16 protein-coding genes and 1 riboswitch are annotated in these 20,086 nt (G+C 65.0%); of the genes, 3 read left to right on the top strand and 13 right to left on the bottom strand.

All coding sequences use genetic code 11. The features are described from left to right. Positions 1-19 precede the first annotated feature (19 nt). Together DY467_RS13275 and DY467_RS13270 are read right to left on the bottom strand one after the other, a co-directional pair. Positions 20-355, bottom strand: coding sequence for a cysteine-rich small domain-containing protein (locus DY467_RS13275; RefSeq protein WP_164636578.1), 336 nt, complete (start codon positions 353-355; stop codon positions 20-22). 191 nt (positions 356-546) lie between these two features. Next, positions 547-745: riboswitch (cobalamin riboswitch) on the bottom strand. Between the two features lie 52 nt (positions 746-797). Then, positions 798-1,373 carry a histidine phosphatase family protein gene (locus DY467_RS13270; RefSeq protein ID WP_164636576.1) on the bottom strand — a complete coding sequence of 192 codons (576 nt, stop codon included), beginning with the start codon at positions 1,371-1,373 and terminating at the stop codon, positions 798-800. Positions 1,374-1,550: 177 nt separating this feature from the next. On the opposite strand from DY467_RS13270, the gene DY467_RS13265 reads away from it, so the two are divergent. Next, entirely contained in the window at positions 1,551-2,282 is a 732-nt protein-coding gene (locus DY467_RS13265; protein ID WP_164636574.1) for a Crp/Fnr family transcriptional regulator, read from the top strand. Positions 2,283-2,297: 15 nt separating this feature from the next. On the opposite strand, the gene DY467_RS13260 is transcribed toward DY467_RS13265, so the two are convergent. Continuing rightward, positions 2,298-3,038 (bottom strand): Crp/Fnr family transcriptional regulator, encoded by a 741-nt coding sequence (locus DY467_RS13260; protein WP_164636573.1) that lies wholly within the window; start codon positions 3,036-3,038, stop codon positions 2,298-2,300. Between the two features lie 254 nt (positions 3,039-3,292). Between DY467_RS13260 and DY467_RS13255 the strand changes: the two genes are divergently transcribed. Beyond that, positions 3,293-5,830, top strand: coding sequence for an HWE histidine kinase domain-containing protein (locus tag DY467_RS13255; protein WP_164636572.1), 2,538 nt, complete (start codon positions 3,293-3,295; stop codon positions 5,828-5,830). Between the two features lie 19 nt (positions 5,831-5,849). On the opposite strand, the gene DY467_RS13250 is transcribed toward DY467_RS13255, so the two are convergent. The 7 genes from DY467_RS13250 to DY467_RS13220 form a co-directional block, all read right to left on the bottom strand. Continuing rightward, entirely contained in the window at positions 5,850-6,563 is a 714-nt protein-coding gene (locus tag DY467_RS13250; RefSeq protein ID WP_164636571.1) for an ABC transporter ATP-binding protein, read from the bottom strand. Continuing rightward, positions 6,544-7,308, bottom strand: a complete 765-nt coding sequence (locus DY467_RS13245; protein WP_164636570.1) for an ABC transporter ATP-binding protein — start codon at positions 7,306-7,308, stop codon at positions 6,544-6,546. Before DY467_RS13245 ends, DY467_RS13250 begins: the two co-directional genes overlap by 20 nt. Further along, a complete protein-coding gene (locus tag DY467_RS13240; protein WP_164636569.1) occupies positions 7,305-8,303 on the bottom strand; it encodes a branched-chain amino acid ABC transporter permease in 999 nt (332 codons plus the stop codon). Before DY467_RS13240 ends, DY467_RS13245 begins: the two co-directional genes overlap by 4 nt. 1 nt (position 8,304) lies before the next feature. Then, positions 8,305-9,171: a branched-chain amino acid ABC transporter permease gene (locus tag DY467_RS13235; RefSeq protein ID WP_107343157.1), complete on the bottom strand. Its 867-nt coding sequence runs from the start codon at positions 9,169-9,171 to the stop codon at positions 8,305-8,307. A 376-nt stretch (positions 9,172-9,547) separates the two neighbouring features. Beyond that, positions 9,548-10,720, bottom strand: coding sequence for an ABC transporter substrate-binding protein (locus DY467_RS13230; RefSeq protein ID WP_164636568.1), 1,173 nt, complete (start codon positions 10,718-10,720; stop codon positions 9,548-9,550). 46 nt (positions 10,721-10,766) lie between these two features. Continuing rightward, complete coding sequence (locus DY467_RS13225; protein WP_164636567.1) at positions 10,767-12,197, bottom strand: glutamine synthetase family protein; 1,431 nt, start codon at positions 12,195-12,197, stop codon at positions 10,767-10,769. A 31-nt stretch (positions 12,198-12,228) separates the two neighbouring features. Continuing rightward, on the bottom strand, positions 12,229-13,587 hold the full coding sequence (locus tag DY467_RS13220) for an aromatic ring-hydroxylating dioxygenase subunit alpha (RefSeq protein ID WP_107343154.1): 1,359 nt from the start codon (positions 13,585-13,587) through the stop codon (positions 12,229-12,231). A 359-nt stretch (positions 13,588-13,946) separates the two neighbouring features. On the opposite strand from DY467_RS13220, the gene DY467_RS13215 reads away from it, so the two are divergent. After that, entirely contained in the window at positions 13,947-14,738 is a 792-nt protein-coding gene (locus DY467_RS13215; RefSeq protein WP_164636566.1) for an IclR family transcriptional regulator, read from the top strand. A 22-nt stretch (positions 14,739-14,760) separates the two neighbouring features. On the opposite strand, the gene DY467_RS13210 is transcribed toward DY467_RS13215, so the two are convergent. The 3 genes from DY467_RS13210 to DY467_RS13200 all read right to left on the bottom strand — a co-directional run bounded on the left by DY467_RS13210 (position 14,761) and on the right by DY467_RS13200 (position 20,047). Then, positions 14,761-17,148, bottom strand: coding sequence for a PAS domain S-box protein (locus tag DY467_RS13210; RefSeq protein WP_164636565.1), 2,388 nt, complete (start codon positions 17,146-17,148; stop codon positions 14,761-14,763). 108 nt (positions 17,149-17,256) lie between these two features. Further along, positions 17,257-18,609 (bottom strand): sensor histidine kinase, encoded by a 1,353-nt coding sequence (locus DY467_RS13205; RefSeq protein WP_164636564.1) that lies wholly within the window; start codon positions 18,607-18,609, stop codon positions 17,257-17,259. Beyond that, positions 18,599-20,047, bottom strand: coding sequence for a sigma-54-dependent transcriptional regulator (locus DY467_RS13200; protein ID WP_164636563.1), 1,449 nt, complete (start codon positions 20,045-20,047; stop codon positions 18,599-18,601). Before DY467_RS13200 ends, DY467_RS13205 begins: the two co-directional genes overlap by 11 nt. Positions 20,048-20,086 lie beyond the last annotated feature (39 nt).

Genomic DNA, 20,086 nt, shown 5'->3' with positions numbered 1-20,086 from the left:
GAGGCGGCGGCAATGTTTTTTAGTCGCCGCTTTCCGAGACTTCGCGCTTGAGGCGGCGCGGATCCTGGGACTGGCTGTCCCAAGGCACTGGCCGCTCCAGCCAGCGCTGGATGAAATTCCACGACCGCCGATAGCCGTTGTGCGGCAGGGTGCAGTCCGAACAATCCTTGCGCGTCAGCCCATTGCGATCGACGAAGGTCTTGTAGGGGCCGGGGCACTGATAGGCGCTCAGCGGGCAGTAGCAGAACAGGCAGTTGAATTCCCGCTCGACGCCGCGATGGCACGGCAGAAACGGGCAGGCCTCGTTGGTGAAGCCCTTGAAGGCTTCGTTGGTAGTTGTGTCTTTCGGCTCCATGACCGTTCCCTCGCGCCGCAGCAATGGCCGCCGGCTCAATCGCGGCGGCGCTGTGGCTGGTTCTGATTGAAGGGGGATGAGTGCTAGGCGATGCCAAGCGTCGCGTGACGCCTATCGCGGCTGCACGCGGCTTAGCCTTGCTAAGAGAATTCGGTCATCGCTGCTCCGCTCTCGACCCGCCGTCGATCGGTTAGATGCTTCCGTCTTCGGCCGGTCTCCTGGCTCACGGATGTCGCCTGGATCGCCTTCCCGACGCCGTTGGCGTCAGTGGCATATGATCCGGACAGATCCGCTTACAGTTGCGGGGGCAGCTACGGATTTGGCGAAAAACACCGCACCGTATTCCCAGTTTCACCTCGCACGCGAGGCACCGAAGACGTCAAAACCAGAGCACGGGGCTGCAGCCTGTGCAAGCAAAAAGGCCTCGTTCTAAACGGCCAGCCTAACCCACTACACGATTGACCCAGACGATCCGCCAGCCGGACGAGCCCAGCCGATCGATCTGGGTCAGCGACAGCGGATCAATCACAAAGCTCAGCGCAACCTCGGGGGATGTCTTAAGAGCAATCGCCAGAACGGCGCGAATGGTGCCGGAGTGTACCACCAGCACGACGTCACCACCGGGCAGCCGCGCCAGCCCCTGCCGCACCCGCTCGATCTGGTCGACAAAGCTCTCGCCGCCCGGCGGCGCCAAGCGCGCCGCATCTTGCCAGAACGCATCGTAGGCAGGGCCGAGTTCACGCGACAGATCGTCGTGGCGGCGCCCGGTCCAGGTGCCAAAATCCTGTTCGCGGAAATCGGGTTCGAGCATCGCATCGAAGCCGAGCGCTGCGGCGGTCTCGCGCGTGCGCCGGCTCGGGCTGGCGACCACCGTCGCATCGTGCGGCAGTTTTTCGCCTAGCGCAGCGAGCACCGCAGTGTCACCGAGATCGACCGGCGCCTCGGGAGCGTGAATCACGCCCTTTGGCCCATCCACCGGCGCATGCCGCACCAGCCACAGCCGGCTGAAGTCGCTCATCGGTCATCCTCGCGCAGTCATGATCCGACCGACAGAGCACGTCGGAGCCATGCCTCGCAAGCGACGACGAAAACGGCCGCCCGGCGTTCGAAAAAATAGCAACCTCTGCCGCCTCTCGGAGTTGAAGCCCCCAAGTTCCATCAACCCTATCAGATGATCTAACTTGAAAGGCGGACCATGAAGGATGTCCATCGCGTCCTGATCGACAAACTGCGCGAGCATTCCCGTCTGTCGGCCGATGACCTCACCGCAATCCGCAATTTGAGTTTTACGCTGCGGGAGCTCGAGAGCAGCGAGGATCTGATCCGCCAAGGCGAAACGCCGAAGGGCGCCGCGCTCGTCGTCGAAGGCATGGTCGGGCGGTATCATTTGCAGCGAAACGGCCGCCGCCAATTCCTGTCGTTTCACATGGTCGGCGACCTGCCGGATGCGCAGGGGATTTTTTTGGAGCGGATGGATCATTCGTTGTGCGCGATCGGGCATGCGGTGACGGCGATCATTCCGCACCGGGAGATCCTGCGAATGTTTGAAGCCCGGCCCGGGCTCGGCTTTGCGATTTGGCGCGAAACCCTTGTGGATGCGGCGATTTTCCGCGAAGCGATCACCAACAATTCGGCCCGGACGATGAAAGCGCGGATGGCGCATCTGTTCTGCGAATTGTTCTACCGCGCCGAGGTCTCTAAGCTGACCGACGGTAACTCGATGCAGCTCCCGATCAGCCTCGCCCAACTCGGCGACACGCTGGGCATGGCGATCGCGACCGTCAACCGCACGATCTCGTCGTTGCGGGCATCGAAGACGATGGACTTCCGCTATGGGGTTCTGACGATCCGCAACTGGCAGGGGCTCGCCAAGATCGGCGAATTCGATCCCGGCTACCTGCACCTGAAGCGCGCACCGGCGCGCTGAAGCCATCTCACAAAGTTACGCGGCAGCGTCGTCCGGCTCGGGATAGACGCCGCGCAGCACCACGTCGAAGTGCTCCTTCACCGCATCATTGCAGCGGCAGGCCCGCGTCCGCAGCTTGTCGGCATCGTCGACGATCAGGGCGCCGCGCCGTGTCGTGAGGATGCCCTCCTGACGAAACGCCTGCAGCACGCGGCTGGTGTAGCTGCGGCCGACGCCCATCATCGCCGCGAGCTGTTCGTGGGTCAGCGGCACCATGCTGTCGCCGGTGCGGTCCATCGCCGCAGCGATCCACTTCGCAGTGCGCTGCTCGATCGAATGGATCGCGTTACACGCGGTCGATTGAAACATCTGCGCCATCAGACAGTCGGCGTAGCGCGCGAAAAAGGCTTTGAAGCTCGGCGACCGATCCTTGGCGGCCTGAATGTTGAGGATCGGCATGCGGACGAACGGGCCCTCGAACTTGACGACGATCAGGCAATACGCGGGCAGGAAACCGGAGCTGACGATGCCGCCGACCGCGCCTTCGCGCCCGACCAGCACCGTCTCGACGCCGCGACCGTCGCCGTCGGTCACCTCATAAGATACGAGGCTCGGCCCACACGGAAAGAACGCGCTGCCGACGTGATCGCCGGGGCGATACAACAGATCGCCGGCGGCCCGGGTCTCGCACCTCAGATGCGGGCGCACGAGCTCGAAATCGCTTGGGCTCAGTGCTCGCAACAAGTTGTTGTTCGGCCGTTCAGAAGAGGCGATCACAGCAGTTCCTCTGTGTACTAGTGAACGGAACAAATAATGCGCTGCGGCTACATTGGTTCCAGCGTCCAAGCGAGGCACGTTGCGAGTGTCTCCAGCCTTAGCCCGGTGGACGGCTTGTCAGCTCGCTCCTCCCCACACCGTAAGGCACCCATTGGCTGTAGGCGCAACGATCCTATCGACGACGGCTTCTGCTCATCGCTCAAGTGAGATCAGGTGCGTAGCACCGTGCGCCGCGACGACGCGGAGGGCACGCCATGCCGCATAAGGTCGATCTCACCTCCTGCGATCGCGAGCCGATCCACATCCCCGGCAGCATTCAGCCGCGCGGCTGCCTGCTGGCGTGCGACTCGCAAGCGGTGCGGATCACGCGCATCTCGGAAAACGCCGGCGCGATTCTGGGCCGCGAGACGCCGCGGGTCGGCGAGCTGCTGGCCGATTACTTCGGCGAGACGGAGGCACACACGTTGCGTAACGCGCTGGCGCAGGCGTCCGATCCGAAGCGGCCGGCGCTGATCTTCGGCTGGCGCGACGGCGGCACCGGCCGCACCTTCGACGTCTCGCTGCATCATCACGACGGCACCTCGATCATCGAATTCGAGCCCGCGGCCGCTGACCAAGCCGACAACCCGCTGCGGCTAACGCGGCAGATCATCGCACGCACGAAGGAGTTGAAGTCTCTCGACGAGATGGCGGCGCGGGTGCCGCGTTATCTACAGGCGATGCTCGGCTATCACCGGGTCATGATGTATCGCTTCGCGGCCGACGGATCCGGCAAGGTCATCGGGGAGGCCAAGCGCAGCGACCTCGAGAGCTTTCTCGGTCAGCACTTCCCGGCCTCCGACATCCCGCAGCAGGCGCGGCTGCTGTATCTGAAGAACGCGATCCGCGTGATCTCGGATTCGCGCGGCGACAGCAGCCGGATCGTGCCGGAGCGCGATGCTTCCGGCGCCGCGCTCGATCTGTCGTTCGCACACCTGCGCAGCGTCTCGCCGATACACCTCGAATATCTGCGCAACATGGGCGTCAGCGCCTCGATGTCGCTGTCGATCATTATCGACGGCACGCTGTGGGGGCTGATCGCCTGCCATCACTATGAGCCGCGCGTGGTGCCGATGGCGCAGCGCGTCGCCGCCGAGATGTTCGCCGATTTCTTCTCGCTGCATTTCACCGCGGTCCATCACCAGCGCCGCTTCCAGTCGTCGCTGCGCACCCGCCGGACGCTCGATGCGCTGACCAGTCAGATGTCGTTCGATGCTTCGGTCGACGACTTCCTGCGTGCGAATCTCCCGCGCATTGCCGACCTGATTCCGAGCGACGGCGTCGGCCTGTGGATGAACGGCGTCTGGACCGCGCATGGCTCGACGCCGCCCGCGAATGCGCTGCCGTCGATCATGTATCTGCTCACCGGCCGGGCCGGCAACGAGATCGTCGCCACCCATGCCCTCGCCGACCGGATTGCGGCGGCGACTGACTATGCCGGTGCGGCCGCCGGCATGCTGGCGATCCCGCTGTCGCAGACCGCCGGTGATTACTTGCTGTTTTTCCGCAAGGAGCAGGTGCAGACGCTGAACTGGGCGGGCGATCCGAACAAGACCTACGACACCGGGCCGCTGGGCGACCGGCTGACGCCGCGCAAGAGTTTCTCGATCTGGAAAGAGCAGGTCGAAGGACAGTCGATCCCGTGGAGCGCGGATGACCGCGACACCGCGGCCACCATCCAGGTCGGCTTGCGCGAAGTGCTGCTGCGGCAGAGCGAAATTCTCTCGGCCGAGCGCAAGAAGGCCGAAGTGCGCCAGCGCGTGCTCAACGAGGAGCTGAACCACCGCGTCAAGAACATCCTGGCGCTGATCAAATCGCTGGTGAACCAGCCGGCCGGCGAAGGCAAATCGCTGGAGGAATTCGCCTCGGCCTTGCGCGGGCGGATCATGGCGCTGTCGTTCGCGCACGATCAGGTGGTGCGGTCCGACGGCGGCGGGGCGCTGCTGGATCTGATCCGCGCCGAACTATCGCCCTACCCGGCCACACAGATCACGCTGGATGGCCCAGATGTCGGCCTGGATTCCCGCGCCTATTCGGTGCTGGCGCTGGTGCTGCACGAGCTGGCGACCAATGCGGCGAAATACGGTGCGCTGTCGCGGTCAACGGGCCGGCTGCGGGTGAGCTGGTCGGTGCGCGACGACGGCCGCTGCGACATCGAATGGACCGAGAGCGGCGGCCCGCCGGTCCGGCCGCCGACCCGGCATGGCTTCGGCACCGTGCTGCTGAGCCGCAGCATTCCGTTCGATCTCGGCGGCAGGAGCGAGATCGACTACACGCCGGGCGGGGTCGTCGCCAAGCTCGGCATTCCCGGCCAGTTCGTCACCGAGTCGCTGCAGCGGCTGTCGAGCCCGCAGCCGAACAATGCGAGCGTCGACAGCAGTTCGCTGAATATCGCCAATGCGGCGATCCTGCTGGTCGAAGATCAGCTCGTGATTGCGCTCGATGCCGAGGAAATGCTCGGGGCGATCGGTGCGAAGTCGGTGATCTCGGTCGCGTCCGCCGAAGAGGCGCTGCTGACGATCGCGCAGCGGCCGCCGACGCTGGCGATCCTCGACGTCAATCTCGGCAACGGCAGCTCCCTGCCGGTCGCCGACGAACTGGAGCGGCTCGGAATCCCGTTTATGTTCGCCACCGGCTACGGCGACACCGCGATGATCCCGGAGCGGATGCGCGACCTACCGATCGTGCGCAAGCCATATTCGATCGAGTCGCTGCGCGGCGCCCTGTCGGCGATGCTCGACGCCCGCGGCTGACGAGCTTCCCGCCCCGGCCTCAGCCGATACCGACACCGAGCAGGCGGTCGGCCAATTCCCGATCGGCCCTGAACTCCGCCGCCTGGCCACGCCAGACGATGCGGCCGCGCTCGACCACCAGCACGTCGTCGGCGAAGTCGAGCGCGCGCTCGATCTGCTGTTCGACCAGCACCACCGTCATCTCGCCGGACTGCGCGAGCTTGACGATGGTCTCCATCAGCTGATCGCAGATCACCGGCGCGAGGCCCTCGAGCGGCTCGTCGAGCAGCAGCACGGTCGGCTTGCCGAGCAGCGTGCGCGCCAGCGACAGCATCTGCTGCTCGCCGCCGGAGAGCTGCATGCCGCCGTGGTTGCGGCGCTCCGCGAGCCGCGGAAACATCGCGTACACCGACTCGAGTTCGGACCGCGGCCGGCCCTTCAGTCCGGTGAACAGATTTTCCTCGACGGTGAGCGAGCGAAACACGTCGCGCGTCTGCGGCACGTAGCCGAGGCCCGCGGCGGCCCGCGCATAGGTCTTCAGCCCCGTCACCTCGCGTTCGCCGACCCGAACCGACCCGCCTTTGTGGGTGGTCAGTCCCATCAGCGTCGCCAGCAGCGTGGTCTTGCCGACGCCGTTGCGGCCGAGCACGGTCAGCCGCCCGCCTGCCGGCACCGCAAAGCTGATGTCGCTCAGGATGCTCACCGAGCCGTAGCCGGCCGCGAGACCTTGAACCTCAAGACGTGCGGCGGGCATCGGCATAGTTTCCCAGATAGGCCGCACGGACGGCGTCGTTTTCCTTCACCTCGGCAGGCGTGCCTTCGAAGATCAGCGCGCCATTCGCCAGCACCAGCACGCGCTTTGCGAATTTGAACACCAGGTCCATGTCGTGCTCGATCATCAGGATCGCGATATCGGGCGACATCCGGCCGATCGCTTCGAGAATGCGCGGCGACTCGTCGTGCGGCACCCCGGCCGCTGGCTCATCCAGCACCAGCACCCGCGGCTTCATGGCGAGACCGATCGCCAGATCGAGCAGCCGCTGCTGGCCGTAAGCCAGCTTGGTCACCGGCGTCGCGGCCAGATGGCCGATGCCGAGCAGGCTGAGCACGCTCTGCCACTCGTCGCGGACGTCGGCTTTATCTATCACCGAGGAGAACATCCGCTTAGTCAAGCCGCGGCGCTGCATCACCGCCAGCGCGACGTTCTCGGCGACCGTGAGGCTGGTGAACAGCCGCGTCACCTGGAAGGTGCGCACCAAGCCGCCGCGGACGCGCTCAGGGATCGACGCGGTGGTGACGTCCTGGCCCGCCAGCAGGATACGGCCGTCGGACGGCGCCAGATCTCCGGAGAGCTGGTTGACCAGCGTGGTCTTGCCGGCGCCGTTCGGCCCAATCAGCGCGACGCGATCGCCGCTCGCCAGCGAGAAGGAGACGTCGTCGGTGACACGCAGACCGCCGAACGATTTTGACAAACGCTGGACCTCGAGCAGGGTCGTCATCGCGCCGCCCTCGCCTGCCGGAAATCGCTGATCCGCCGGGTCACTTCGTTGACCAGCCCCTTGGGGAAGAACAGCACCACCACGATCAGCAACACGCCGACCAGGATCATCCAGTGGAACGGGCTGGCGGTCGAGACGTAGTGGTGAAACAGCTCGAACAGGATCGCGCCGATCAACGCGCCCCACAGATTGCCGGCGCCGCCGAGGATCAGCATGATCAGGGCTTCGGCGGAGCGTTCGAAGCCGACGCTGTCGAGCCCGACCACGCCGGTATTGATCGCCGTCAGCGCACCGCCGAGACCGGCGACCGCGCCGGCCACGCAGTACATCACCACCAGCCGTGGATACACCGAGACGCCGATCATCCGCGTGCGTAGCGTGTCGTCCTTGATGGCACGGCACATCAGCGCGAACGGCGAGCGGGCGAACCGCAGCAGCGTCACCATCGTGACCAGCAGTACGATCACCGAGAAGACGTAGCCGGTGCGGCCGAACATGTCGAAGTTGAAAATGCCGAACACCGGGCTCGGCGAGATGCCGGCCAGGCCATCGCTGCCGCCGGTGATCGACGACAGCTTGTTGGCGAGCGCGGCGACGAGCTGGCCGAACGCGATCGACAGCACGAGCTGGGGCAGACCTCGGAAGCGCGTGACCAGCAGGCCCGAGACCAGCCCGGTGGCCGTGCCGGCGAGCGCGCCGATCAGCAGCATCAGGATCGGATCGGTGACGCCGGCAAGACAGAAATTCCCGGCCGCATAGGCCCCGACGCCGAACAGCGCCGCATGGCCGAGCGTGGCGACGCCGCAATAGCCGGTGACGAGATCCAGCGAGATCACCAGGAACGCGAGGCCGATCACCCGGATCAGGAAGGCGAGGTCGTCGGGATAGACGAAATATCCGATCGCTCCGAGCGCGGCGATCACCGCCGCGGCGATCAGGTCGTTGCGAAGACCGGCCCAAGCCGACGGCGCAGCGGTGACGGACAAGGTCGCCATCTTAGTGCGCCTTTCCGAACAGGCCGTGCGGGAACACGTAAACGATCACGATCACCGCGACATAGAAAAAGAACTCGCCGAACTCCGGCGCCAGATATTTGCCCGTGGTGTCGGCGAGGCCGAGCAGCAGCGATGCCGCCATCGCACCGGTGACGGAGCCGGCGCCGCCGACCGAAACCACGACCAGGAAGGTCACCATGTAGCGCAGCGCGTAGAAGGGCTCGACCGGCAGCAGCTCGGCGCCGACCACGCCGCCGAATGCCGCGAGGCCGACGGCCAGCGCGAAGGTTGCCGAATAGACGATCTGGGTGCGGATACCGAGCGCCTCGGCCATATCGCCGTTGTCGACGGCCGCGCGCAGCCTGACGCCGAATTCGGTCTTCTCGATCATCAGCCACAACGCTACCGCGGTGACGACACCGCAGCCGATCACGAACAGCCGGTGCGCCGGGATCATGCGAAAGCCGAGATCGAACGGTCCCTTCAGCATCTCCGGCAGCGGAATCGGCTTCGAGGTCGGACCGAAAATGTAGTTGGCGATGCCGACGATGAAGAAGGTGATGCCGATCGTCAGCAGGATCTGGGTCAGTTCATCGGAGCGACGATAGATCCGCCGGTACAGCAGAAACTCGAACGGCACCGAGATGATCACTGCACCGATCACCGCGATCAGGATGGCGATCGGATAGGATACGCCGAGCGAGGTCAGCGCGAACGAGGCGAGGTAACCGCCGATCATCGCGAACGCGCCGTGTGCGAGATTGACCACCCGCATCAGGCCCATCATGATCGACAGGCCGATCGAGATCGTGAACAGCACCATGCCGTAGGCCAGTGCGTCCGGCAGGATTCCGAGAATCGTCCTCATCACAGGGCCGCTGGCGCGGACGCCGCCGATTCTGTTCGATTCGATCCAGCCTTCACAATCTCACTCCCGACTCGACTTCACGCCGCTTTGCAAGAGCGCCTCACCGATTGATCGAGGCGCTATCGCCCATTCCACATTGCACTGTGTCCTCATCCTGAGGAGCCCGGCGAAGCCGGGCGTCTCGAAGGATGGGGCCACGCGTTCCTTGCGGCCCATGGTTCGAGACGGCGCTTCGCGCCTCCTCACCATGAGGGGGGTGGTCGCGGCAACCAGCCCGACAGCCAGCCTGATTCTACGACGAACTGAACCGATCTAGTCGACCGGAGCCCTCCGCGCCAAGTCACGAACGGAGGCGCGAAGGGCTCAAAGTTTCGGCTTACTGCTTAACAAGTCCCCAGTCCGGCTGATCCTTGAAGGTCTCGATCTCCTTGTTGATCAGCTTGCCGTCCTTCTTTTCCACTTCGCGCAGATAGACGCTCTGGGTGATGTGGCGGGTGGTCGGATCGATCGACACCGGGCCGCGCGGGCTGGTCCACTTCATGCCTTCGACAGCCTTGACCGCCTTCTCGGGATCCTGCTTGCCGCCGGTGGCCTCGATCATCTTGTAGATCAGACGGGCACCGTCATAGGCCGCAACCGAGGTCATAGTGACGTTGCTGAGCTTGGCGCCACCCTTTTCGAGCTGGGCCAGGAACGCCTTGTTCTCGGGCGAGTCGTGCGACACCGCGTAGTGATAGGTCGAGAGGATGCCGATGCCGGAATCGCCGATATTCGGCAGATCGGGCTCGGTCACCACGTCGCCGGTCGACATCAGCTTGACGCCGCCCGCCTTGAGGCCGTTATCGATATAGGCTTTGACGAAGCCGAGGGTCGGCGGACCGGCCGGCAGGAAGGTGAAGATCATGTCGGCGCCCGAATCCTTGATCCGCTGCATGATCGGACCGAAGTCGGTGGTGGCGAGCGGCATCCGGATCGCTTCGACGACGCTGCCGCCTTCGGCCTCGAAGGTCTTCTTGAACGCGGTCTCGGCGTCGATACCCGGACCGTAATCGCTCACGGCGATCGCGACCTTCTTGGCGCCCTTCTGCTTGGCAACCTTCGCGGCCGGCACCGTGTTCTGGAACATCGTGAACGAGGTGCGGACGATGTAGGGGCTCTTTTCGGTGATCGAGGAGGTCGCCGCGTTCAGCACCACCATCGGCACCTTGGCTTCCTGCAGCAGCGGCGCCACCGCCATCGCGTTCGGCGTGAAGTACAGGCCGGCGATGTACTGCACCTTCTCCTTGACGATCAGCTCCTGCGCCAGCGCCTTGGATTGCGCCGGATTGGGCGAGACCTCGTCACGATAGACGAACTCGACGGTGTGGCCGCCGACCTTGTTGCCGTGCTCGGCGACCCAGGCGTCGATGCCCATCTTGAAGTTCTGGCCGAACAGCGCGTACGGCCCGGACATGGTGCCGATCACGCCGACCTTGATGGTATCGGCGTGGGCGCCTGCCGCGACGAACGACAAGGCCGCGGCCGCGCAGACCGATCGAAGTCCCTTCATGTTGTGCTTCCTCTCCTCTGGCTAACGAAATTGGTGCCGCTGATCGCTAGAACATCTCGAAATATTCGCGCTGCTCCCACTCGGTGACTTCCGCCTGGAAACGCTCGATCTCGGCATTCTTGATGAAGGTGTAGTAGTCGATGAACCCGTCGCCCATGGTGGTGCGGAAGAACGGATCGTCGCGCAGCGCGAAGATCGCCTCGCGCAGCGACTTCGGCAGCAGGTCCGCCTGGGTCTCGTAGGGTGTGTCCGCCGAAGGACCCGGATCGAGCTTGCGGTCGACGCCGTCGAGGCCGGACAGGATTTGCGAGGCCATATACAGATACGGATTGGCCGCCGGCTCGCCGACCCGGTTCTCCATCCGGGTGGCGCGGTCGCCGGGGCCGCCGAGGACGCGGATCATCACGCCGCGATTGTCGCGGCCCCAGATCGCCCGATCCGGCGCCAGCGAATACGAGCGATAGCGCTTGTAGCCGTTGATCGTTGGCGTGGTGAACACGGTCGCTGCGCGGGCGTGGTGCAATAGACCTGCGAGATAGTGCCTGCCGAGATCGGACAACACGTCGGTCTGCGACACGAAGGCGTTGCTGCCGTCGGTCCTCGACACCAGAGACTGATGCAGGTGCCAGCCGGACGACACCACGTTGGGTATCTTCGGCCGGCACATGAAGGTGGCGTGGTAACCATGCCGGCGGCAGATCTGCTTCACCGCGCTGCGGAACAGCACCATCAGGTCGGCAGGCATCAGCCCGACGGTGGGCTGGAAGGTGAATTCGCACTGGCTCGGCCCGAACTCGACTTCCATCGAGCGCAGCGGCAGTCCGAGCGCCATCACGTCGTGCCGGATCAGGTCGAGCACCGGCTCGATCTGATCGTAGCGCTGCTCGGTGAGATACTGATAGCCGTGCGACAGCAGGCTGACCGCCGGCGGCTCGCCGGGCTGGCCGGCGTGCTCCGGCGACATCATCACGTCGTCGAGCTTGAAGACGTGGAATTCGACTTCGAGCCCGGCCATGTAGTCGTAGCCGCGGTCGGCGAGCTGCTTCAGCACCGACCGGTAGAGGCCGCGCGTTGCGAACGGCACCGGCTGACCATTGCCGAAATACAGATCGCACAGCACCCAGCCGGTCTTCGGCGCCCAGGGCAGGACGCGGAAGGTGGTCGGATCAGGCAGCATGATGGCGTCGGCACCGCCTTCCATCTCCTTGATGCCGAAGCCGCCGCCGGCCTTGAACACCGGGAACACGGTGCGGTGCGAGGTGTCCTTGCACAGCATCGTGGTGGTGATCGAAGCGCCGCTGTCGAGACAGCTCAGCGCTTCGGCGGCGATCAACGTCTTGCCGCGCAGGATGCCGTGCTGATCGGGGAACGAGAACCGGATGGTCTCGAGCCCCTGTTCTTCGGCGATCCGCCGTACCCGCGCCGCTGCTTCGATCTGCTCGTCGGACCAGAGGCCGTACTTCTCAACCAGACTCAACGTTCGATCCTCGATCCGTTGCCGCGCCGTGTCATTCCGCTGCCGTCAGATGCGGCACCTTCGCCGCGATCTCGGACGGCACCGGCGCGGCCCACGGCGCGCCGCGGCGACGCTTGACGTCGACCTCCATCCAATAGGTTTCCCAGCCGCGGCTCGGGCCGATGCCATCCATCGTGGCCGGCCCCTGGATCGCACGCGCCGCGGCCTCGTCGAGCGCCAATAGCGGCTTGGCGCCGGAGGCGGCCTTTTCGATCTCCTGCCGCAGCAGCCGGCGATACTGAATGATCGCCTTGTCGCTTTGTCCGAGATGTTCGCGGGTGCGATCCTGAATCGCCCCCATCGACTCCACCGCCCACTGGTCGTGAACGTTGATGTCGAGACCCATGCCGGTGTAGGTCGACGTCGCCTGCTCGTGCGGATCGAAACCGTAATCGTTGGTCTTGTTGCGGCGCGACTTGTAGTCCGGCAGCTCGTACAACTCGAGACGCTGGTCGCGCATCTTCACCTTGTCGACCGGCGCAGCATAGCTGGTGAAGATCGCGTACCAGTAGCAGTTGGTATCGTCGACCGGGACGTGCCATTGCGTGATCGTCATCTCGGTGCTCATCGGGATGACGAAGCCGTGCGGGAACAGTTGATTGGTGACGCGAACGTGGGTGCGCTCGTCATCGATCTCACGCAGCGCGATCAGCCGCAGGCCGTATTCAGTGTGCTCGACATTGATGATCGGGCGGTCATATTCGCGTAGCACCTTGGTCATCGGCAGATCGCTGCCGGCGGATGCGCCGCGGAATTGCTTGCCGTAGGCCTGCGAAGTGTCCTCATCCTCGAAGAAGCGATGCAGGAACGAGGCGTGCGCCGGATCGATGCCGACCTCCAGCGCCTGCAGCCAGTTGCATTCCATCAGGCCCTTGAACGCGAACACGTGGGTGTCGGGTGCGATGAAGCAATCGATCTCCGGAAACGCCGGCGGCTCGCCCGCGCCGAGATAGGCCCACAGAATGCCACCCTTCGCGACCACCGGAAACGCGCGCTGCTTGATGTTCTTGCACAGCGGCGAGCCGGCCGGCTCGGCGGGGGTGTCGATGCAATTGCCGTCGACATCAAACAGCCAGCCGTGGAAGGCGCAGCGCAGGCCGCCGTTCTCCAGCCGCCCGAATGCGAGATCGGCGCCGCGATGCGGGCAATCGCGATCGATCAGGCCATAGCGGCCGGTCTCGTCCTTGAACAACACGAAGTCTTCGCCGAGCAGCCGTACCGGCTTGATCGGGCGCGCGCCCTCCAGCTCATCGACCAGCGCCGCCGGCTGCCAATAGGCGCGCATCAGCTTGCCGCACGGCGTCCCCGGCCCGACCCGGGTGATCAGATCATTCTGTTCCTGGCTCATCATGGCGTTGGCCTCCTTCGCGCAGCCTCGGCGGGCCGCTTGTTGTGAGCGCAGGAGCGATCGCGGGTCAGCGAGCGCAGCAGCTGGCCGGTGCCATAGCCGCTCGAATTGATCCTGACCATCATCCGCCCTGCGCAACAAAACGTTCGATAGACGAACATTCGTTCGTTTAGAATGAAACTGCCTCTAAAGAGCATTTCAGGCAAGAACAAATTCTCCGCGTTCCTTGCCTATGAGGATGGCAGCCGCCCAAGTCGCTGGCGAACTTGTGTTCGTTGAGCGAACAATCGTATAGCTCAGCGCTCAAAGGTCGCGGCGCCTGCCATCAGCGCCCCGGCTTCACCCCATACCAAAGTACCCGCATGCCCAAACTGAAACGAGCCGCCGACGATGTGCCAAGCGAGGGTGCCGAGTTCATCGAAAGCCTGTCGCGCGGCCTGCGGGTGATCGAAGCGTTCGGCGCGGAAAAGCGGCCGATGACGCTGAGCGATGTCGCCAAGGCGTGCGGCCTGCCGCGCGCCACCGCGCGGCGCATCCTGCTGACGCTGCAGAGTGCCGGCTATGTCAGCAGCGACGACCGGCTGTTTGCGCTGAGGCCGCGCGTGCTTGGTCTTGCGTCGGCGTATCTGGCATCGAACCAGATCAGCGCCGTGCTGCAGCCGCTGATGGATCGGGTGTCGGCGAGCGCCAAGGAAGTTTGTTCGCTGGCGATTCTCGACGGCGACGACGCGGTGTTCGTAGCGCGCGCCAGCCCGGCGCGGGTGTTCTCGGCCGGGATCGATCTCGGCTATCGGTTGCCGCTGTTCTGCACCTCGGTCGGCCGCGTTCTGCTCAGCCGGCTTGATAATAACGAGCTGACCGCGACGATCGGCGCGATGACGCTGACCAAGCAGACCGAAGACACCATCACCGACAAGCAGACGGTGATCGCAACGATCATCGCCGATCGCACCAAGGGATACTCGCTGGTCGATCGCGAAGCCGAGCCCGGCTTCCGCTCGGTTGCGGTGCCGATCCGCCGTTACGATGGCACGATCGTCGCCGCCGCCAATATCGGCGCCCATGTCGACCGCATCACCACCGGCGAGATGATCGACCGCTTCCTGCCGCTGCTGCAGGCGATGGCTGAAGAAGCCAAGCCGCTGATGATGTGAGTACGCCGACCGCGTACTTGTATCATCCAGTCGGCCGCGTCCGGCGCTCGGAAATCGCCCGCCGCAGCACGCGCGAGATCGCCTCGACCGAATACGGCTTCTGCACCAGTTCGAAGCCCTGATGCGCGTTCTCGGCGAGCACGCTGCTGTAGCCGCTGGTCAGCACCACCGGCAGGCCGGGATAGCGCTCGCGGATGATGGTGGCGAGTTCGACGCCGTTCTTGCCGGGCATGATCACGTCCGAGAACACCAGGTCGAACGCGAACTCGTCCTCGGCCAGCGCCGCCAGCGCCTCGTCGGCGGATTTCGCCCATTTAATGGTGTAGCCGAGATCCTGCAGCAGCTCGGTCGAGAACTTTCCGACCTCGACATTGTCCTCCACCACCAGGATGCGATGGCCGAGCCCGCCGGCCGGATCGGCGCGCGACAGCGTCGCCGCCGCGGTCTGCTCCGGGGCCTGCGCCTGCGGCAGATAGATGGTGAACGTCGCGCCCTCGCCCAGCGTGCTGTGCACGCTGATCTCGCCGCCGGACTGTTTGGCGAAACCGAATGCCTGGCTGAGGCCGAGCCCGGTGCCGCGACCGACTTCCTTGGTCGTAAAGAACGGTTCAAAGATCACATCGAGATTGGTCGGCGCAATGCCGCTGCCGCTGTCGGTGACCGAGATCGCCACGAACTCGCCGGGCCGCGCCGGCTGCGACCGCACCGGCGGAATCTCGTCGACGCGGCGGAGCGCGATCGACAGCCGGCCTTCGCCATTCATCGCATCGCGACCGTTGACGGCAAGATTGACCAGCGCAGTCTCGAACTGGCCGACGTCGGCGATCGCGTAGTTCGGGCCCAAGCCGGTGTCGACGTCGATCTCGACACGGCTGCCGACCAGCGGGCGGATCAGATTGGCGATGCTCTGGATCTGCGCTGCGACGTCGAACACCACCGGCGACAGCGGCTGCCGCCGCGCGAACGCCAGCAACTGGCCGGTCAGCTTCGAAGCGCGATCCGCCGTATCCGAGATCGCATCGACATAGCGGCGGCGGCGCTCCTCCGGCAGATCGCGCCGGCGCAGGAAGTCCACTGCAGAACGGATGATGGTGAGCAGATTGTTGAAGTCGTGCGCGACACCGCCTGTGAGCTGCCCGACCGCCTCCATCTTCTGCGCCTGCCGCAGCGCCTCTTCGTTGCGACGGCGCTCGGTGGAGTCGATGCCCTCCGCCAGCACCGCCATCACGCCGCCTTGCTCATCCGACACCGGCCGCAGCGAGAAATCGATGTGCCGCGGCCCGGCCGGAAGCTGCAGCTCCAGATCGAGCTTGGCGATCTCGCCTGCCCGCGCTGATCGGAACGCACGCTCGATCACCGTCGGTGCGTCGGGCGTCGCGTCGAACCACGGCGTGTTCCAGAACAGCGCACCCAGCACCTGGGCCGGCTCGGCCCCGATGCCGGCGAGCGCAGTGCCGTTGACGTAGAGCAGCCGCCCCTTCAGATCGAGCAAGCCCTGATACTGGTTGGTGGTCTCCAGGATCGCACGGAGTTGCGATTCGCTGGAATGCAGTTGGGCGGTGCGCTGCGCGATCAATCGCTCCAGCACGTCGTTGACGTTGCGCAGATCGATCTCCGCCTGCTTGGCGCTGGTGATGTCATGGGCGACGCCGATGAAGCCGATGTGGCGCCCCGCCGGATCCCAGCGCGGCTGCGACTCCGACCTGATCCACCGCCATTTTCCGTCAGCGCGGCGATACCGGCCCTCGAGCACGAACGGCTGTAGCGAGGCTTCCCCGGCGACGCTGTTACGGACCACTTCGGCGACATCGTCGGGATGGATGATGCTGCGCCAGTCGAACACCAGCGCTCCCTCGTAGGGCAGCCCGATGAAGTCGAAATAGGCGCGGTTGGCGAAGCTGCGGGTGCGGTCGAGCCGCGTCACCCAGATCGGCACCGGCGCGCTGTCGGCGATCAGCTTGAAGCGCTGCTCGCTCTCGCGCAGCATCTCGCGGGCGACGGCGCGATCGGTGATGTCGATATGCGCACCGACCATCCGCACCGCACGCCCCGACGCATCGCGCTCGATCCGGCCCTCGGCCGCGATCCAGCGTACTTCGCCGTCGTTCGGACGGATGATGCGATACTCGGCCGAGTAACGTTCGGAGGTGCTGTTGACGAGATCGAGAAACTGCCGCTCGGCGCGTTCGCGATCCTCGGGGTGCAGTCGGCGCACCCAATCTTCATGCGTCTCGTTGACGGCCTCCGGCGGCAGGCCGTGGATCGCCAGATACTCCGGCGAGCGGTGATTGCGGAACCCGGCGGTCAGATCCACCACCACACCGCCGACCTTGGCGATGCGCTGAACCTCCGCGAGTTCCCTTTCCCGATCGATGAGCGCCTGCTCGGACGCCGACAGCTTGTTGGTCACCTGCAGCCTCTTGGGGCCTTGTTGCACCAAACCTAGCGCAATCTCCGGTGACGAGTCGACCTGGGGACGCTCCGATCGTGATGGAACTCATCGGTTCCATCAAGCAGCTCACGGCGCAGGTAGCATCAGGGTGAAGACCGCTCCGCCCCCGCTGCGGTTCGCCGCCGCCAGCGTGCCGCCGTGTTCGCGCGCGATGCCGTAACTGATCCACAAGCCGAGCCCAGTACCTTCACCGACCGGCTTGGTGGTGAAGAACGGCTCGAAGATCTTGTCGATCAGCCCGTCGGGCAAACCGGCTCCGTTATCCGAGATGGTGATGACGATCTGGTCGCTGTCGCGGCGCGCGGCGATCTCGATCCGCGGCGCCGCTTGGCCGCGTACTGCGTCGAGCGCGTTGTCGATCAGATTGACGATAATCTGGTGGAACTGGCCTTCATTGCCCAGGATTTGCAGCTCCGGCGCGATATCGAAGGCGAAGTCGACGTGATGCGGCTTGGCGCGCGCCGCCCAACGCACCGCGGTGCGCACCACGCGATCGACATCGACGCGCAGACTCTCGCCGCTCTTCGGGAAGCTGAGCCGCCGCAGGTTCTTGACGACGTCGGCGACCCGCATCGCGCCTTCGAGCGTGCCTTCGATCAGCGAGCCGTAGTCGGCCAGCAGCGCGTCGATCTTCAAGTCGCGGCGCAGCCGTTCGATCTCGCCAGGTTCGGCGCCGCGATGGATCGCGCCGAGATACGCCGACATCCGATCACGATAACGATCGAGCGTATGGATGTTGCCGTAGATGAAGCTGATCGGATTGTTAAGTTCGTGCGCAACGCCAGCGACCAGGCGGCCGAGGCTCGCCATCTTCTCCTGCTCGACCAGTTGGCGCTGCGCGTGCTGCAGCTCGCTGTGCGCGGCATGCAGCGCCTCGTAGGCGCGGCGCAGCTCGCCGATCGGCCGCCCAGTCAGTACCGCGCCGAGCCGGTGCCCCGCCGGATCGCAGCGGGTGGCGCCGTTGATCGCATAGAGATCGGACAGCCCGCGCTCGGTGACGAAGCGGATTTCGAGATTGCTGATTTCGCTCGGACACTGCGCCTGCAACAGCGCGTCGATCCGGCCGCGATCAGCGGGATCGACGAGATCGGTAAGCGACCGATGCAGCAGCGTGCCGGCACTGTCGCCGAGCAGCCGCACCGCCGCCGGATTGACCTGCAGGATGCTGCCGTGGCGATCGCAGACGATCAGAATGTCCGACACCGACTCGATCACGCTGGAGATGAATGCCTGCGCCTCCTCCAGCGCCGCGTTCTTCTCTTCCAGATCGGTCTCGTAGCGCAGCAGGTCGGCGTAGACCTCGTCCATTTTGCGGATCACTTCGATCCACGCCGCCTCCTGGTCGCCGGCAAATGGCGACGGCAGTTGCGAACCGACCCGGTCGATCAGACTCTCGCGACCGCCGCGATCAGACCTCATCGGCAAGGCCCTTGCGCAGATCGTAGCGGCCGAGCTTGTTGCGCAGCCCGACCCGGGACAGCCCGAGCTCGCCGGCAACGCGACTGATATTGCCGCCATGGCGATCGAGCGCCTCAGAGATCATGTGCCGCTCCAGCGCTTCGATGTTAGTCTTCAGCGTCGCGCAGCCGTTGCGCACCGGCTTGAGCTGGATCGGCTCGCCGCCCTGCCGCACCCGCGGCGACAGATCGCCTTCCTGCAGCCGATCCTCGGTCGCCAGCACCACCATGCGCTGGATTTCGTTCTGCAGTTCGCGCACGTTGCCCGGCCAGTCGTAGTGCCGCATCCGGTTGAGGGCCGCCGGCGCGAAGCCTCCAACGTTGCGGCCGTACGACTTGGCGACGTCGGCCAGCACCTTGGCGGCGATCAGCGGAATATCCATCGGCCGCTCACGCAGCGCCGGCATATGCAGTGGGAACGCCGCAAGCCGGTAGTACAGATCGCGCCGGAAACGACCGGCCCGCACTTCGGCTTCCAGATCGCGGTTGGTCGCCGCGACGACGCGGACGTCGACTTTGCGGACCCGCTGCGCGCCGAGCGGACGGATCTCGCTCTCCTGCAGCACGCGCAGCAGCTTGACCTGAAATGCCGGCGAAGTCTCGCCGATCTCGTCGAGAAAAATCGTGCCGCCATCGGCCACTTCAAACAGACCGATACGGTCCTGATACGCGCCGGTGAACGCGCCCTTCTTGCAGCCGAACAGTTCACTTTCGAGCAGTTCGTCCGGTAGCGCGCCGCAGTTCTCGACCACGAACGCCTTGCCGGCTCGGGCCGAGCCGTAATGGATCGCTCGCGCCAGCAATTCCTTGCCGGTGCCGCTCTCGCCGGTGATCAGCACCGAGATGTCGAACTCCGCAGCGCGCTTGCCGAGCTCGATAACCTCGCTCAGCGGACTGTCCGGCGCATGCACGATGCGATCGAATTCGTACAGTTTGCGGGCGGCGCCGCGCTTTTCGGTGACGACGCGCTGCGCCCGCTCCGGCGTCAGCTTGATGTCGATGCCGGCCGTCTCGGTTTCCTTTTGCAGCATGAATAGCTGCACCGCGCCGCGGACGATGTCGAGCAGCCGGTCCGGGTGCCAAGGCTTGGCGATGTACTGATAGATCCCGGCTTCGTTAATGCCGGCGATGATGTCTTCGCTGTCGGAATAGCCGGAGATGATCATCCGCACCGGGTCGGGCCAGGTCTTGCGAACGTCCTTGAGGAAGTCGACGCCGGTCTCGTACTGCATCCGCTGGTCGCACAGGATGGCGTGAACGATCTCGCTTTCCAGCACCCGCCGCGCCTCACCGGCATCGCGCGCGCAGATCACTTCGAACTCGTCGCACAGCACCCGTTTCAGCGATTCGAGCGACCGGATCTCGTCGTCGACCACCAGCACTGTCGCCTGTCCACTCATCCCCGTCGTCCCGTCACGCAACGAATTGAACCAAACACC

Source organism: Rhodopseudomonas sp. BR0G17, assembly GCF_010907025.1.
Classification (GTDB): domain Bacteria; phylum Pseudomonadota; class Alphaproteobacteria; order Rhizobiales; family Xanthobacteraceae; genus Rhodopseudomonas; species Rhodopseudomonas palustris_H.
This window is presented reverse-complemented; position numbering and strand designations above follow the sequence as displayed.

Coding starts and splice junctions, on each gene's coding strand:
- DY467_RS13245 (WP_164636570.1), bottom strand. CDS start 7,308: ATGACGACCCTGCTCGAGGTCCAGCGTTTGTCAAAATCGTTCGGCGGT.
- DY467_RS13205 (WP_164636564.1), bottom strand. CDS start 18,609: ATGAGGTCTGATCGCGGCGGTCGCGAGAGTCTGATCGACCGGGTCGGT.
- DY467_RS13270 (WP_164636576.1), bottom strand. CDS start 1,373: ATGAGCGACTTCAGCCGGCTGTGGCTGGTGCGGCATGCGCCGGTGGAT.
- DY467_RS13215 (WP_164636566.1), top strand. CDS start 13,947: ATGCCCAAACTGAAACGAGCCGCCGACGATGTGCCAAGCGAGGGTGCC.
- DY467_RS13255 (WP_164636572.1), top strand. CDS start 3,293: ATGCCGCATAAGGTCGATCTCACCTCCTGCGATCGCGAGCCGATCCAC.
- DY467_RS13230 (WP_164636568.1), bottom strand. CDS start 10,720: ATGAAGGGACTTCGATCGGTCTGCGCGGCCGCGGCCTTGTCGTTCGTC.
- DY467_RS13200 (WP_164636563.1), bottom strand. CDS start 20,047: ATGAGTGGACAGGCGACAGTGCTGGTGGTCGACGACGAGATCCGGTCG.
- DY467_RS13220 (WP_107343154.1), bottom strand. CDS start 13,587: ATGATGAGCCAGGAACAGAATGATCTGATCACCCGGGTCGGGCCGGGG.
- DY467_RS13265 (WP_164636574.1), top strand. CDS start 1,551: ATGAAGGATGTCCATCGCGTCCTGATCGACAAACTGCGCGAGCATTCC.
- DY467_RS13250 (WP_164636571.1), bottom strand. CDS start 6,563: ATGCCCGCCGCACGTCTTGAGGTTCAAGGTCTCGCGGCCGGCTACGGC.
- DY467_RS13235 (WP_107343157.1), bottom strand. CDS start 9,171: ATGAGGACGATTCTCGGAATCCTGCCGGACGCACTGGCCTACGGCATG.
- DY467_RS13240 (WP_164636569.1), bottom strand. CDS start 8,303: ATGGCGACCTTGTCCGTCACCGCTGCGCCGTCGGCTTGGGCCGGTCTT.
- DY467_RS13275 (WP_164636578.1), bottom strand. CDS start 355: ATGGAGCCGAAAGACACAACTACCAACGAAGCCTTCAAGGGCTTCACC.